Here is a 14574-nt window from a genome sequence, read left to right as displayed (position 1 = left end):
AGGCTCAATTATGCCGGATACAGAGTTAAATGAATTGAATCACACAAATAAAAAAGATCTTAATATTTTCAAAATGTTTACATCACCGTCAGATGAGTTCAAAAAGCTTAAGGGACCGTATTCACTTATGGGACCGATTATTGTTATGATGGTGCTGCTTCTATTTTTCACACTGCTCCTTGCAGTTGTGATGGAATCAGGGAATATCACAGCAATTTCAGGTATAATGATTTTCGGAGTGCTGTTCTCTTTTATCGGAATCTTTATCGGCTTTTTGTTTGCCGGAGTTATTTTGTGGGGGATTGCTCACATTTTTGGTGGTAACATCGGTTTTAAGCAGGCTGTATCGATTCAGATTCTGACCAGTATTATTGGTGTTCTCGGTGGTGTAATTAATACCGTGATTGCGGTAATATTCAGTCTCAATGTTGAGGGACAGTACACCGGTTTAGGCGGGCTTGTGGCACAGGAGAACCCGGTGTGGGCGTTTCTTTCTGTGCTGGACATCTTCACTATATGGTCCGGTATTCTTGTTGCCCTCGGAATAAAGATTGTGACATCACTCAGCTGGGGGAAATCAATTGTTGTCATGCTGCTCACCATTTTGATCCCGGCATTTTTCAGTTTCATCATTAACACTATACTGAGTGGTATGCCCGTTTAAAATTTGAACAAATTATTTAATGAAAATAGGGAATGTCATTGACAAACAGGCATAAAAACGGTATTATAATTAACGGTATATTTTTATATCACCACCATGATAAGCCCCGGAAAACTTATTGTGTAAGAGATATAGAAGAACGAAGAATTATTTAATTTAAAATGGGAAATAAGAAGTGCACAGGCACTGTTAACAGGAGGAAAAATAATGCGTCAAACATTCATGGCTAACGAAGCTAACATTGAACGTAAATGGCACGTAATTGATGCTGAAGGTCAGACTCTTGGTCGTCTTTCTTCAGAAGTAGCATCTTTACTGCGCGGAAAATATAAACCAACTTTCACACCACACGTTGATACAGGTGATCATGTTATCATCATCAATGCTGGTAAAATCTACCTATCCGGTAACAAAGAACAGGATAAAGTGTATTACAGACATACTGGATACAGAGGTGGAATCAAATCAGTTACTGCCGGTGAACTTAAAGCGAAAAACCCGGTACGCCTGCTTGAAACATCTATCAAAGGCATGCTTCCTAAGAACTCATTAGGACGTAAACAAGGCAAGAAACTTTATGTGTATGCAGAAGACACTCATCCACATGCAGCACAACAACCAGAAAGCTACGAGCTTCGCGGTTAAGAATAGGAGGGTATACAATTGGCTAAAGTAGAATATTATGGAACAGGTCGTCGTAAAAACGCAGTTGCACGTGTACGTTTAGTACCAGGAGAAGGAAATGTTACAATCAACAAACGTGACATGAGAGAATACCTTCCATTCGAAAGCTTAATCTTGGATTTAAATCAGCCGTTCGCAGTTACTGAAACAGAGGGTAACTATGACGTATTAGTAAACGTTAAAGGTGGCGGATTCACTGGACAAGCTCAGGCTATCCGTCATGGTATTGCAAGAGCATTGCTTGAAGCAAACCCTGAAAACCGTGGATCATTAAAAAGAGCAGGTCTCTTAACTCGTGACCCACGTATGGTTGAGCGTAAAAAACCAGGTTTCAAGAAAGCACGTCGTTCACCACAGTTTTCCAAGCGTTAAAATATTGTCACATCAATGTTTATGGCACTTCCCATTTATTGGGAAGTGTTTTTTGTTTATTTTTGGTACGAAAATTGGTGCGCCTATTTTTTTTCAATTAATCCATTTGGATTGATTTTAACCGCTGTTCAAACTTTTGATAGGTCGATAAATCTACCACATTTGGCGTGTTCACATAGCCCTGAGTAGTTTTCACATCGGAATGGGTTAATGCCCTCGAAATTTCTTCCATTGAAGCACCGCCTTCATAAGCCAGTGTACTAAAGGTATGTCTTAACTTGTGGGGAGAAGCATGTGCCAGATGTTTATGGCGATTTCTGACCGATTTGATATGGATGTCGTTGCTGAGTTGAATGAAAAGTAAAAAACAGGAAAGACATTATTATGATATTAGAAATTGAAAACTATGTAAGCATGAGTGGCGACGTAGAGTAAGGTGACCAAGATACCATTTAATCACTCATTGAGCAGTCCTATCAAAATATCAAAAGTACGTCTTTTAATGATATATAATTGGAAAGCTCATTAAGATATTAGATGGTGACAAGGAAATCGAGGCACTGATTAAATTTTTATCCATACATTTGACTGGAAAGAATTTCAGTCGATCTTTAAGTAGCCTTGATTTAATTCAATTCTCCCAATTCATGCGACCGAGCGTCATTGAATTGTATGCACAAACAGAGGAAGAAACATATATTAATTGGTTTGATAAAAAATAAAAGTGAATATAATAAGCCCCTCACAGTGCAAAAACAAAAACTGTCACCGTGAGGGGGCTTTGATTAAAGTCATTTGTAAATTTTAGTTACTATTATTTCTTAAATTTGAGGTGTATTATTCGATTCTTCGGTAAAAATCCATTAGATAATCATAGTGGGTTTTCAAGTAATCATTAAATAATCTCGGCCGAATTTTTTTTAGCTTTCCTTTGTAATAAGCCCAACATTTATCTTTATCATCCTTAAACACTATATAAGGAGCAACATTTTTAGGTGTATTGCCAAGTCCGTCACAAAAAGCTAAGATTCTTCTAGCTTCTCCTTCTGGAATATAATTTTCCTGTCTTGTTTCAGTAACTTTTAATTGATTTTTAAAATCATAGTTACTTATATCTTTTGGATTTTCATAAAGTACAGTAGCAATACATAAAACGTTACTAATATGAGCATTTCTTGGAATTAAATCAAAAGATAATTGCTCAGATATTCTTCCATTCTCCATTTCTGTAGCACTTTTAAATTCAAAATTGCGTAAATCTAATTTAGGAGTGGATTGTTTGAAAATTTTTCCCAAGGAAATTATAACTGCCCCTACCGTACCAATAGAAGTAAGTATTTCCCAAATATGAGTTCCGAAGTATTCTAACATTAATTTTATTTCTCCCTTTCTCTTGAAACTACTTAATTTTAACACAAATGGTTATAGTACAAAATGACGTTTCATCTATATTGTTAAACATGATCTTAATCTTAATATTTCATAAAATTATGTGGTATTACTTCTTAAGATTCAGAAGAAAAATTATATAACTAAACTAAGATAAAATAACCATTAGCATGAATGCTTATAGTTTTACAGTTACTGTTATGAATTTTTATTATATTAGTTAATTCAAAATTGTATAAGAACATATAATTAATCATAATCAATAATCCATCAAATTTTGTAATTTTCTAAGACATGGTTGTAGCATCTGACGAGAATAATTTAACCGTTTAGTTAAAAAATATGACCACATAGAAAAAGAGTATTTTTATTCTTATTAGACCGTGTTTTAATACAGTTGTAGGAGGTTATGTAAATGAAATTAAAAATTGACATTGATTCGAGTATTCAAGAGCCATCTATAGTAATTCATACTAATGAAATTGATGATAAATTAAAAAATATTATTGAATTCATTGAACAAGAAACAAGGACAAAACAAATTAATGGGCGTATCGGCAAAGATATATATCTGATTCAAATAGAAGATGTCTATCGTTTTTATATTGTCGATAAAGTATTGACGATGGAAACAAAAGATAAGACATACATTGTTGATTATAGATTGTATGAAATAGAGAAAATTATTGCAAACTCTTTCTTAAAAATTTCCAAATCTGAAATTATCAACTTTGATTATGTTGACTACCTTTCATTTACGAATAGTGGACACGTTCAAATTTTTATGAAAAACAAAAAATCTACATATTCATCAAGAAGATATTTGAAGAGTATAAAGGAGCTGTTAAAATTATGAAGCGTTTAATTCAAGGTTTGAGAACAGGGTGTTTTATTGGGGTAATTATGTCTCTTATATTTTCTGGAATATTTGCTCAAGGGGAGTACTATCCAATGTATCCTGGTTCATTTATGGGGGAGATATATTATGAGAATTTAACACCTTATCAGGTGACATTAATTGCCGTAATTGTTTGGGGATTGATTGGTCTGATGTTTCAATTTGGCCAAATGATATTCACCCATACAGATTTAAGTTTAGCTGTAGCGACAATATTACATTTTCTCATTACAATGACATCGATGTTTATACTTGCGCTGTTAGCCGGATGGTTTCCTCTAAAAATTCTTGGAATTACCATCTATATTACAGTATTTATAATCGTATATATTATCATTTGGAATCTAACACGTCGGAAATACCAAAGAATGGTGGATGGTATTAATGACACACTTCAAAAACAATGATAAATTACGTACTTTATATACTATTTTTAAAATATTTATAGTATCTATTACCGCTATATTTCATCGTGAAAAAGCACTCGCTATTACTGGCTTACTAGGCTTTTTAATTGCTGCTTTTTCAGCTATGTATATATATTTACAAGGTGCAGTTATTCCTCCGGAAGGTAACATTGAAAATGTGTTCTCATTTACAGCAGCGATCGGTATTTTTTTATTGTCTATCGCTGCAATCTTACCGCTGGCTTCCTTTTCAAATCAACATAGAAAAATAATACGTTGGCTTTTTGTCACTATCATTTTATATTGTTATATCATAGAAACCATTCAAAACTTTCGGGGGCTTAATCCTCGATTCTCGGAAATGGGGGGTATCATTGATACTATCGCAGGTATTTTATTTGGTATAGTGTCTATTGCTCTCGTAATTCTCGGAATCATATTGACCATTCAATTTTTGAAGATGAATACTCCTTTATCACGTCCTATACTCATCATCGGCATTCGGTATGCTCTAGTTTCAGTGTTTATAGCTAACTTAGCAGGTATTATGATGATTATTTTACAAGATCGTTTATTTGGAGAATCAGGGAATTTTATTATTCTTCACGGTGTTGGCTTCCATTCATTGCAGACATTAATAATCATGGCATGGATATTAGAACGTTCAAAACAATATTTAAAGAGACAACGATTTTTTCTCCACACAGGAAGCATTGCCTGGCTAATGGCTTTGTTATTTATAGCTCTGGGTACTGGGTTAGGAATTTCTATGTCTGAAGTCAATTTATTTCTAATTGCCACTGTTACTTGTTTATCAATTTGGCTGTTCGTTTTTGTTTGGTCTATTGCTGGTTGGTACAGAGAAATTCTACCCAATAAAGTATAGTTCTTATAATCTTTTTATTAAACAATTTCGTGGGTATTGGTTCTTAATAATCTTTAAATAATAAAACATGAGAATGCTTGATATGAAAAGCTTTATTTTTATATGTCCAGTATAAAGATATAGAATGGTTTGTATACAATAGATCTAATTGGTATTATCTAAATAATAAATAAAGTATAGGGTGCAAAGTGTATGGTGAAAACTAAAAGGCAGGAAAAAATATATAATTTAATCGAAGAACAAAAAGAAATAACCATAAAAAAATTAAGCCAACGATTCAGTGTGTCCGAAATGACGATACATAGAGATTTAAAACTATTAATTGACGAGGGGCTAGTTAAGAAGATATTTGGTGGGGTTCAGTTATCAGAGGCATCAGCTGATGTACAACAAAATCAGTGTGCGTTTTGTCAAAAGTCAATCACAGTCGAAGGAAAACTTAACTATCAACTTATTTTATCAAATAATAAAATAGAAAATACTTGCTGTGCACATTGTGGTATATTAAGACAAAAACAAATAGAAGATAAGGTTGTGCAGGCATTGTGTCATGACTTTATCACCCATACAACAATCAGTCCTTTTTCAGCGTGGTTTGTGATGGATACCGGCATTCATTTAGGATGCTGTGAGCCACAGGTGCTGGCCTTTGGAAATAAAGATTATGCAGAAAAGTTTGTTAAAGGTTTTGGAGGAGTAATTCTCTCTTTTGAAGAAGTATCTAAGAGATTAGAAGGAGAAATGGATATATCGTGCTGTTCAAACGTTGATAAACATAATCAATCAAATAGTAAGAACAAGTAACAATCAGAATATATTCTGATTGTTATTTTTATGTTATCTATAACATAAATTAACACAAAGTTCACATAAAGAATGATAAAGGTATCGAAAGTAGTGTTACGATAAAGTCAATTCAGTAATCATTCTAGAACGATTGTTGAATACTTTAAAAAGTTAAGAGGGAATTTTTATGAAGATTAATTACAATCCTTTTCAGCGATTACACGTTTATGCTGCTTTTTTTATTACACCATTGCTGATAACATTAACTGTTTCAGGCATCGGTTATTTATTTTACAACGAAGTGGAAGATGTAATCTACGAAGATATGTTTTTCGGGGAAAGTGGAGAAACTTACCAAACTTTGGATGAAGGAATTGAATCCGTTCAGCACGCCCATCATGGACTGTCCATTTCAAGGATCAGTCTAATGGGTGAAGAATATAATAACAGAGTAACTCTTGCAGATGCAGAGGGAAATCAAACTTACGTATTCCTTGATGATAACAATCAAATTGTGGGCAGTCAGGATGCAAATTATACATATTCTAACATGACGAGAGAATTCCACAGTTCTTTAATGACAGGTAATACATTTATTAACTACCTGGTTGAGTTAACAGCCTGCTGGACATTATTTATGATTATTTCCGGTTGTTACATGGTTATTAAGAAAAAACTTTTATCAAATAAATCTAAAAAATTCAAATTTCAAAAATTGCATGGTGTACTCGGCTTAATTATTGCCATACCGTTATCTATATTCATTATCACAGGACTGCCTTGGTCTGGGTTCACGGGTGCACAAATTTATAAGTTAAGTGAAAATGTGCCTGAATGGGGAAATACAGAATTGAGTGTTAATCCACCCAACTCGGATGTTAACGAGATACCATGGGCGACAAGAAGCAGTAACAGCCCTGTATCAGATCAGGCAAATGATGAGGAAGATTCAGAACATGCCGGACATCATGGCGACTCAGGTGGAATGACTGATATACCGTATCAACTGGATGTTGAGGAGGTTCAGACCCTTGCTTTAGAGGAAGATTTAAGCTATCCTTTCTCGATTGTATATCCATCCGATGAAGAGGGTGTATTTACAGTATCTAAGGGAAGTAATTCGGGTATTACAGGCCTTGATGTATCACCGTATGAAGAAACAACAGTATATTTTGATCAATATTCCGGAGAGGTACTAGGACAGATTAGTTTTGAGGATTACGGTTTAATCGGCAAGTGGTTTACATGGGGAATTCCACTGCATGAAGGACATTTATTCGGGTGGCCAAATAAGGTGTTAAATTTAGCAGTATGTTTAGCATTTCTAAGTACCATTTTCTTTGGATTCTATTCAATGGTTAAACGCAGTAAAGAGTTTAAGAATGTATTTCCGAAACGGACAAATAAACCATTATCCTGGGGGACTGTTCTTGTACTGGCTTTCCTGGGGGTATTGATGCCGTTATTTGGAATATCACTTATTGTGATTGCGATTATAGAATTTATATTAATTAAACGAAAGAGAAATTAGAATTATACTGTGACCGGTATATTAAATTCATTATTCTAATAAGTTTTAGTTCTGATTATGATGGGTTCAAAAAAATTTATAAAATGAGCAGGAGGAACAAAAATGAAAATAAAAAGTTTTTTAGTAATGCTGATTAGTTTATTGCTGCTGTCTGCATGCAATACCAGCGATGAGGACACACATGGTGACCATGCAGATATGAATCATGATGCGCCGAATGAGGATGATATAAGAACATTGGAAGTGGACTTAATGGTGCCTGAAGAAACAGTTTCATCAGGTGAGGCAGTAGAGATTAGTGCTCATGTAACATCAAACGATGAGGATGTAGAAGATGCAGATGCTGTGATGTTTGAGATTATACGTGATGAAGAAAGTTTGGCTATGATTGAAGTTGATCATGATGACAGCGGAGTATATAAAATAGAATATACATTTGAATCTCCCGGAGACTACACTGTCATCGCGCATGTTGATGCTTTTCAGCTGCACACAATGCCGAGTAAGGAAGTTATTGTAGAATAGAGTCGGTCATATTTTATGAATAATCTGTAATCGTATCTATTGAAAGGTAGTTATTTGATATAATGGAAGTACTAGAATAAACTTTGGGGGCTTGCTTATGGAAAAATTACTGCTTGCAATGATAGTGTTTTCAATAATATTATCATCCTGCAGCGCAGGGCAGGTTGAAATTATGCCGAGTTACGGAAATGAAGTCAGTGATTTTGAAGTCACAGACCAAAATGATGAAGCATTTAAAAGAAGTGATATGGATGGTAAGGTATGGCTGGTCAATTTTATTTTTACCAACTGTAAAACTGTCTGCCCACCAATGACAATGAATTTAACAGAAACTGCAAAAGAACTTGAAGATGAGAATGTTAAGAATTACGGTATCCTTAGTTTTACTGTGGATCCTGAAGAAGATACACCTGAAGTAATCGCAGATTATATCGGATGGTTTGATATCCCGGAAGAGACCGAGTGGCATTTGGTTACGGGATACAGTCCTGATGTGATTAAACGATTTGCCAAAGCAAATTTTAAAACGAACGTTGATCCCCCAAAAGCGGGTGAAGACCAAGCAACCCATAGTACAGCGCTGTATTTGGTTGATGCTGAAGGGACGATCATTAAGCACTACTCGGGCATTGACTTCGGAGATGATAGTTACCCAATAGAGGAAGTAGTCAATGATGTCAAGACACTCGCACCAAGATAAAATTTAAATAATAGCTGTCAGCTGGAAAATGTGGCCTGTTTATAATAAAAACTTTTCAAGATTCCCAACTTTTCTTGGTTGGGAACTTTTTTTATTATAAATTATAATGAAAGAGCTATCTTGTAGTAGAAGCACCAGATATGCCTATTGAAATGTATGGATATAGATTTTGGGATATTTTTAGGACATATTTCAAAATGAGTGGAGGGGTTGAAATGTACGGCGATTCAGCTGTGGAATTAACGAAAGAACTGGTTCGTATTGAATCTTTTTCTGTGAAAGGGAAGCAGAAAATAACAGAATTTATGTACCGTAAAATTCTGAATGAGACAGATGCTGATGTGAGGATAATAGGCAGGGATACCGAGAATCCATATGTCATCGCTCATTATAAGAATGGGGAAGGCTGCAGACTGTTACTGCAGGGACACCTGGATACGGTATCTCCTGGGGATATGAATGAGCCTTTAAACCCTGTTGAAAAAGATGGTGCAATATACGGGCGTGGTTCATGCGATATGAAGGCTGGATGTGCGTGTAATTATATGGCGTTTAAGTATGCGTGTGATCACCATCTGAAGGGGGAAGTTTATTTAATGTATTCGACAGATGAAGAGACATATGCACAGCAGACTGTAGATGCCTTTGAAAAAGGTCTGCTGCCGGTGTGTGATCTGGCAGTCATTCCGGAACCGACCAGCCAGAATTTGATGGCGGCTCAAAAAGGGAATGCCTGGATTAAGGTTACATTTTTCGGCAGAAGTGCGCATGCCAGTATGCCGGAAACGGGTGAGAATGCGATATACATGGCTGTTGAATTTATAAATCAATTTAAAAAGTTTACGGCTGAAAAATATATCCGCAACACACATCCGTTATTAGGACAGGCTAAGATGAATGTCGGCATGATAGAAGCGGGGACTGAGGCAAACAGTGTACCTGCTGAATGTAGCATAGTGATTGATAAAAGGTATCTGCCGAATGAAAATATCACAGATTTTCAGGAAGAAATTGATATTGTGGCCGAAGAAGTGAAGCGTACTTATCCAGCGTTTAATTACCAGGCGGATGTTATCGTCGACTGCACACCGATGGAGATAGACCGTGAATCGGAAAAATTCATCAGTGTCAAAAAGGTACTGGAAGAGACACTCGGCAGGCAGATTGAAGTCGGTGTATTCGGTGGATGGGGGGAAGGCGGCACGCTTGATAAGTATCAGACGGATACAATATATTTTGGTCCGGGGAGTAACGCCTTTGCACATACAGCTGAAGAAAGAGTCGGGGTCCAGGCGGTTAAGGAAGTGACGGACGGGATAATCGCTGTTTTAAATAACAAGTGCCGGTGACACCATTCGTTTGGTTTTGGATAAAAATTTACTTAATACGCCGGCAGGAAAAAATCAAAACGATTGTCATGTACAAATCTTGAACACGTTATTTTTACGTGTTCAATTTTTTTGTTTTTTTGAACACGTTTAACTGAAATGATAATAAATGTGGAATCTTTGAGAGAACTTATTGATAATCCTGCTGCAGGAATGCTTTTTATTATCAATTCTTAAACACTTCATTGAAAAATAGTTTTCATATCTTGCTTTTTAATCGGGAAATTGTATTTATTCATCAGTTTTTGTGTAAGAATCAAGTAAAGGAGATGAAGTGATGATTTTAGAGCTTACGGAAGAAAGAAAACAGGCAATCATTGAAAATGATCAGTGTTATGACGGCTGTTTCTTTTATGCTGTAAAAACGACGGGAATATTCTGCAGACCATCATGTAAATCCAGGGTTCCTAATTTTGAGAATGTCACTATCTTTTCAAGTGCGGAGGATGCACTGAAAGATGGCTACAGGCCGTGTAAGAGATGTAAATCGGGCGGCAGAACACTACCTGATGAAGAATGGATATCACATGTTGAGATGTATATAGACATGAATTATGCAGAGCCGTTAACGCTCGCGTATATCGCAGAGCACTGTCACAGCAGTCCATACCATCTTCATAGAGTATTTAAGAAAATAAAAGGCATCACTCCGCTTGAATATGTACAGAACAAAAGAATGAGAGAAGCTGAAGAATACTTGAAAAACAGTCATTTTACAGTAAAGAAAATTGGTGAATTAGTCGGAATTTCCAATGCCTCACGGTTTTCTACATTATTTAAGGAAAGACATGGACAGACGCCGAGTGATTTTAGAAAGGGGAAAGGAAATGAATAATGAAACGGGAGAAATCATTTACTACGGGACATTATCATATGGAGACCAGGTAATCTATACTGCGGCCACGGAGCAGGGATTGTGTTTTGTCGGCAGTCCGGCCGGCGGATTCAGTGAACTGGAGGTCTGGGCAAAGACATACAGAAATGATTCAAAGTTAGTGGAGCAGGCGGTGCATGTCGGACCGTATGTTCAACAGATTAAAGAATATTTGAATAAAGAAAGAACAGAATTTGATATTCCGGTGGATTTAAAAGGGACTGATTTTCAGGAATCAGTATGGGCAGAACTCAGAAAAATTCCATACGGAGAAACGGTGTCGTATTCGGATATTGCTGAAAGAATAGGCAGACCGAAGGCTGTACGTGCAGTTGGCAGATCGAATGGATTAAATCCGGTGATGATTGTTGTGCCCTGCCATAGAGTGGTTTCTAAAAACGGTAATTTAACAGGGTTCCGCGGTGGGCTGGAAATGAAACAGATCCTTCTTGAAATAGAAAGCGTGAAGCGGCAGGTATAGAACAACTGGTAGATTTAAAAAAACTAAACCAGTCCAACAGACAGTGGACAGAATTATGGCGCAGTCATCAGGATCATCTACAGGTACCTGCATCATAATTCTGTCTGCAAATATATAATGACTGCGTTTTCAGAGGGAGTGCAGGTGATTCTCCTGTTGTGCCGGAGCTGTATATATCATAGAATTAACGGGGAGGTGGTTGTATCATCCAAAATAATGATAACATCATACATAATCCAACCGGCAGGAAACGGTTGGGCCTTGCGTTACTTCTTGGTCTCCTTGCAGTTATGGGACCTTTAAATATTGATATGTATTTACCAAGCTTTCCCGGTATCGCACAGGATTTAGATACCAGTATCTCTTTAGTTCAGGCGAGCCTTACTGCCTGTCTTCTCGGTCTTGCATTCGGTCAGATTATTATAGGACCGCTCAGTGATGCGAAAGGCAGAAAGAAGCCGCTTCTGATTTCAACATCATTATTTGTTGTATCATCTGTACTTTGTGCAGTGGCACCGAATATTTATGTGCTGATTGCTGCAAGGTTTCTGCAGGGTTTTACGGCTTCAGCCGGTGTGGTTCTTTCACGTGCAGTCGTACGTGATGTATTCAGCGGCAGAGAACTGACAAAATTCTTTTCTCTGTTAATGGTAATCAACGCCGTTGCACCAATGGCAGCACCGATGGCCGGCGGCGCAATACTGATTCTGCCTTTTGCGAGCTGGCATACGATATTTTTATTCTTAAGTCTGATCGGGCTCTTTATTGTAATTATCGTTGCTTTGAACCTTAAGGAAACACTGCCTGAGGAAAAACGCATTAAGAGTTCCGGAACAGCGACACTTCGTACGATGGGCAGTCTTCTGACAGACCGGTCGTTTATCGGTTATGCAGTACTGGTCGGATTTGTGCATGGCGGGAGCTTTGCGTATGTGTCGGGGACACCGTTTATATACCAGGATATTTACGGCGTTTCGCCACAGACGTTCAGTGTGCTGTTCGGAATTAATGGGATCGCGATTATTATAGGAAGTTTTATCATCGGCCGTCTCGGCGGTATTGTTCATGAAAAACAGCTTCTGAAAATAGCAGTGATTACGGCAGTCAGTGCAACATTTCTACTGTTAATCGTTTCGATTATAGAAGCGCCGCTTCCTTTTATCGTCGCTTTAATTTTTATTTATATGACCACGATGGGGATGACAATCACCAGCACGTTCACACTCGGTATGTCCGAACAGGGCCATCGTGCAGGGAGTGCAAGTGCGGTGCTTGGTATGCTGCCTTTACTGCTCGGCGCGATATTTTCTCCCCTTGCAGGTGTGAATGAAGACTCTGCTGTACCGATGAGTATGATTCTCTTCTGTACATCATCCGTTGGACTCATTGCGTTTTTAAAACTGATAAAATAAAAAACGGCAGATTCAGCAGAAAATTGTATGAAGAATAGCTTAAAAGGAGGCATTTCCCAGTTCCGGGGGAGTGTCTTTTTATATATGAACACTGTTAATTGAATGCAGTATATTTCACCCGTCCGGCAGGTATTTCTTTTCATCAAATAAAAATGTGTATTTTCTGAAAATATACTTGAACAGTATGTATAATACTGGTATGTTTTAGTGAATAAATATATCAGCAGGGAGATGGTGCGTATCGCATCCGGTAAACGCTCAAAAAATATTGTAACCATCGCCCTGGTGACGGCTTGCTGCCTGCTCGGCGACTCGATGCTTTATATCGCACTGCCGATTTACTGGCGGGAGGCGGGGCTTGACGGACTTTGGCAGGTAGGGGTTCTGCTTGCAGTGAACCGCTTTGTACGTCTGCCTTTAAATCCGGTTGTCGGTAAAATTTACGGAAAGATTTCTTTGAAGGCTGGCTTGATGTTTGCGGTTTTCCTGAGTATTATTACGACTGTCGGTTACGGTTTTGCCGGCAGTTTTGCCGCATGGCTTGTTCTTAGGGCGTTATGGGGGCTCGCATGGTCCTTTCTTAGAATCGGAGGATTGTCGACGGTATCCATATACGGCGGGGATAACAAGCAGGGTGAGGCAATGGGTGTTTATAACGGGCTTTACAGGCTCGGGAGTCTCGGCGGTATGCTCGGCGGCGGACTTCTGACACCATTTTTCGGCTTATCCTGGGTCTCTATTATTTTCGGTCTTTTTTCGGCGTTCGGTATCATCCTGCTCGCAGCAGTATATAAAACAGAAAAACTTAAAAAAGATCCATTGAAGAAGAAGGAAAAGAGAATGTCTCCTGTGTCATTGATACAGAAGCATGCCCTCATTATGGGCAGCAGCTTCGGTATCACGATGATTATCCAGGGTGTTTTTGCAGCGACATTATCGACACTGATTGTTTATCATTACGGAGACGCGGTTGATTTCTGGTCGGTGGCAGTTGCATCTGCTGCATTGTCAGGTATTCTGCAGGCACTTCGCTGGGCATGGGAGCCGTTTCTCGCAAAGCAGGTCGGTATATGGTCGGACGGTAAAAAAGGACGCATTCCATATTTAATCGGCTCGCTCTTCATCGGCGCCGTCAGTTTTCCGCTCCTTATCGTGTCTTTCTCCCCGTTAATCTGGGTCGGTGTCACCATCCTTGCTATGCTGGTATCCACAGCACTCACGACCCTCGTTGATGCGAGAGCTTCGGATGAAGCGCAGGGGCAGGACAGAGTACGTTTCTTCACGTATTATACGGTCATTCAGGACTTAGGTGCAGCGGCCGGGCCGTTCCTTGGCTACATATTAATATCATTCGCGTTCGGTTACGAAATGTTATACATCCTTTGCGGCGGATTTTTATTCATCATGATGTTTTTATGGATGAGAAAGAAAAGCAGTGTGCATTAGAGATAAATACTGCTGGAAATAAAGGAATTCTCTCCTGGTAATATCACCTCAAAACGTAATCATGCAACAACTTTAAGCACAGGGTCAGATATTTTGACTTATGACAGTCATACTGATATTCTACATGATTG

At 37.8% G+C, this 14574-nt stretch carries 17 protein-coding genes; 15 read left to right on the top strand and 2 right to left on the bottom strand.

The annotated features are described in order from the left end of the window. Positions 1-10 precede the first annotated feature (10 nt). The 3 genes from ACFSX4_RS10165 to rpsI all read left to right on the top strand — a co-directional run bounded on the left by ACFSX4_RS10165 (position 11) and on the right by rpsI (position 1720). Complete coding sequence (locus ACFSX4_RS10165) at positions 11-664, top strand: Yip1 family protein (RefSeq protein WP_377774222.1); 654 nt, start codon at positions 11-13, stop codon at positions 662-664. A gap of 207 nt (positions 665-871) precedes the next feature. Next, complete coding sequence (gene rplM, locus ACFSX4_RS10160) at positions 872-1309, top strand: 50S ribosomal protein L13 (RefSeq protein WP_377774220.1); 438 nt, start codon at positions 872-874, stop codon at positions 1307-1309. Between the two features lie 18 nt (positions 1310-1327). Further along, entirely contained in the window at positions 1328-1720 is a 393-nt protein-coding gene (gene rpsI / locus ACFSX4_RS10155; RefSeq protein ID WP_377774218.1) for a 30S ribosomal protein S9, read from the top strand. Between the two features lie 97 nt (positions 1721-1817). Here the strand turns inward: rpsI and ACFSX4_RS10150 are convergent, their stop codons facing one another. Both ACFSX4_RS10150 and ACFSX4_RS10145 read right to left on the bottom strand, forming a co-directional pair. Further along, on the bottom strand, positions 1818-2051 hold the full coding sequence (locus ACFSX4_RS10150) for a tyrosine-type recombinase/integrase (protein WP_377775377.1): 234 nt from the start codon (positions 2049-2051) through the stop codon (positions 1818-1820). A gap of 506 nt (positions 2052-2557) precedes the next feature. Next, the gene (locus ACFSX4_RS10145; protein ID WP_377774216.1) at positions 2558-3091 is read right to left on the bottom strand and encodes a hypothetical protein; all 534 of its coding nucleotides are present in this window, start codon (positions 3089-3091) and stop codon (positions 2558-2560) included. A 433-nt stretch (positions 3092-3524) separates the two neighbouring features. Here ACFSX4_RS10145 and ACFSX4_RS10140 point away from each other — a divergent pair, with 433 nt between their 5' ends. The 12 genes from ACFSX4_RS10140 to ACFSX4_RS10085 all read left to right on the top strand — a co-directional run bounded on the left by ACFSX4_RS10140 (position 3525) and on the right by ACFSX4_RS10085 (position 14443). Next, on the top strand, positions 3525-3965 hold the full coding sequence (locus ACFSX4_RS10140) for a LytTR family DNA-binding domain-containing protein (RefSeq protein WP_377774214.1): 441 nt from the start codon (positions 3525-3527) through the stop codon (positions 3963-3965). Next, positions 3962-4414, top strand: coding sequence for a DUF3021 domain-containing protein (locus ACFSX4_RS10135; RefSeq protein ID WP_377774212.1), 453 nt, complete (start codon positions 3962-3964; stop codon positions 4412-4414). Before ACFSX4_RS10140 ends, ACFSX4_RS10135 begins: the two co-directional genes overlap by 4 nt. Beyond that, entirely contained in the window at positions 4392-5300 is a 909-nt protein-coding gene (locus ACFSX4_RS10130) for a hypothetical protein (RefSeq protein WP_377774210.1), read from the top strand. The genes ACFSX4_RS10135 and ACFSX4_RS10130 overlap by 23 nt, the downstream gene beginning before the upstream one ends. A gap of 192 nt (positions 5301-5492) precedes the next feature. Next, on the top strand, positions 5493-6104 hold the full coding sequence (locus tag ACFSX4_RS10125) for a DeoR family transcriptional regulator (RefSeq protein WP_377774208.1): 612 nt from the start codon (positions 5493-5495) through the stop codon (positions 6102-6104). 169 nt (positions 6105-6273) lie between these two features. Beyond that, positions 6274-7617, top strand: coding sequence for a PepSY-associated TM helix domain-containing protein (locus ACFSX4_RS10120; RefSeq protein ID WP_377774206.1), 1344 nt, complete (start codon positions 6274-6276; stop codon positions 7615-7617). 102 nt (positions 7618-7719) lie between these two features. Further along, on the top strand, positions 7720-8142 hold the full coding sequence (locus ACFSX4_RS10115) for a FixH family protein (RefSeq protein ID WP_377774204.1): 423 nt from the start codon (positions 7720-7722) through the stop codon (positions 8140-8142). A gap of 97 nt (positions 8143-8239) precedes the next feature. Beyond that, positions 8240-8842 (top strand): SCO family protein, encoded by a 603-nt coding sequence (locus ACFSX4_RS10110; RefSeq protein WP_377774202.1) that lies wholly within the window; start codon positions 8240-8242, stop codon positions 8840-8842. A 215-nt stretch (positions 8843-9057) separates the two neighbouring features. Continuing rightward, the gene (locus ACFSX4_RS10105; RefSeq protein WP_377774200.1) at positions 9058-10191 is read left to right on the top strand and encodes a M20 family metallopeptidase; all 1134 of its coding nucleotides are present in this window, start codon (positions 9058-9060) and stop codon (positions 10189-10191) included. 316 nt (positions 10192-10507) lie between these two features. Next, complete coding sequence (locus ACFSX4_RS10100) at positions 10508-11065, top strand: bifunctional transcriptional activator/DNA repair enzyme AdaA (protein WP_377774198.1); 558 nt, start codon at positions 10508-10510, stop codon at positions 11063-11065. Then, the gene (locus ACFSX4_RS10095) at positions 11058-11585 is read left to right on the top strand and encodes a methylated-DNA--[protein]-cysteine S-methyltransferase (RefSeq protein WP_377774196.1); all 528 of its coding nucleotides are present in this window, start codon (positions 11058-11060) and stop codon (positions 11583-11585) included. The genes ACFSX4_RS10100 and ACFSX4_RS10095 overlap by 8 nt, the downstream gene beginning before the upstream one ends. 224 nt (positions 11586-11809) lie before the next feature. Next, entirely contained in the window at positions 11810-12997 is a 1188-nt protein-coding gene (locus tag ACFSX4_RS10090) for a Bcr/CflA family efflux MFS transporter (protein WP_377775375.1), read from the top strand. A gap of 207 nt (positions 12998-13204) precedes the next feature. Next, positions 13205-14443, top strand: coding sequence for an MFS transporter (locus tag ACFSX4_RS10085; RefSeq protein WP_377774194.1), 1239 nt, complete (start codon positions 13205-13207; stop codon positions 14441-14443). Positions 14444-14574: the final 131 nt, after the last annotated feature.

Source organism: Corticicoccus populi (assembly GCF_042686195.1).
GTDB classification, from domain to species: domain Bacteria; phylum Bacillota; class Bacilli; order Staphylococcales; family Salinicoccaceae; genus Corticicoccus; species Corticicoccus populi.
This window is presented reverse-complemented; position numbering and strand designations above follow the sequence as displayed.

Bases quoted from the DNA above. Each gene is read 5' to 3' on its own strand.
- ACFSX4_RS10165 (WP_377774222.1), top strand. From the start codon at position 11: ATGCCGGATACAGAGTTAAATGAATTGAATCACACAAATAAAAAAGAT.
- rplM (WP_377774220.1), top strand. From the start codon at position 872: ATGCGTCAAACATTCATGGCTAACGAAGCTAACATTGAACGTAAATGG.
- ACFSX4_RS10145 (WP_377774216.1), bottom strand. From the start codon at position 3,091: ATGTTAGAATACTTCGGAACTCATATTTGGGAAATACTTACTTCTATT.
- ACFSX4_RS10140 (WP_377774214.1), top strand. From the start codon at position 3,525: ATGAAATTAAAAATTGACATTGATTCGAGTATTCAAGAGCCATCTATA.
- ACFSX4_RS10135 (WP_377774212.1), top strand. From the start codon at position 3,962: ATGAAGCGTTTAATTCAAGGTTTGAGAACAGGGTGTTTTATTGGGGTA.
- ACFSX4_RS10130 (WP_377774210.1), top strand. From the start codon at position 4,392: ATGACACACTTCAAAAACAATGATAAATTACGTACTTTATATACTATT.
- ACFSX4_RS10125 (WP_377774208.1), top strand. From the start codon at position 5,493: ATGGTGAAAACTAAAAGGCAGGAAAAAATATATAATTTAATCGAAGAA.
- ACFSX4_RS10120 (WP_377774206.1), top strand. From the start codon at position 6,274: ATGAAGATTAATTACAATCCTTTTCAGCGATTACACGTTTATGCTGCT.
- ACFSX4_RS10115 (WP_377774204.1), top strand. From the start codon at position 7,720: ATGAAAATAAAAAGTTTTTTAGTAATGCTGATTAGTTTATTGCTGCTG.
- ACFSX4_RS10110 (WP_377774202.1), top strand. From the start codon at position 8,240: ATGGAAAAATTACTGCTTGCAATGATAGTGTTTTCAATAATATTATCA.
- ACFSX4_RS10105 (WP_377774200.1), top strand. From the start codon at position 9,058: ATGTACGGCGATTCAGCTGTGGAATTAACGAAAGAACTGGTTCGTATT.
- ACFSX4_RS10100 (WP_377774198.1), top strand. From the start codon at position 10,508: ATGATTTTAGAGCTTACGGAAGAAAGAAAACAGGCAATCATTGAAAAT.
- ACFSX4_RS10095 (WP_377774196.1), top strand. From the start codon at position 11,058: ATGAATAATGAAACGGGAGAAATCATTTACTACGGGACATTATCATAT.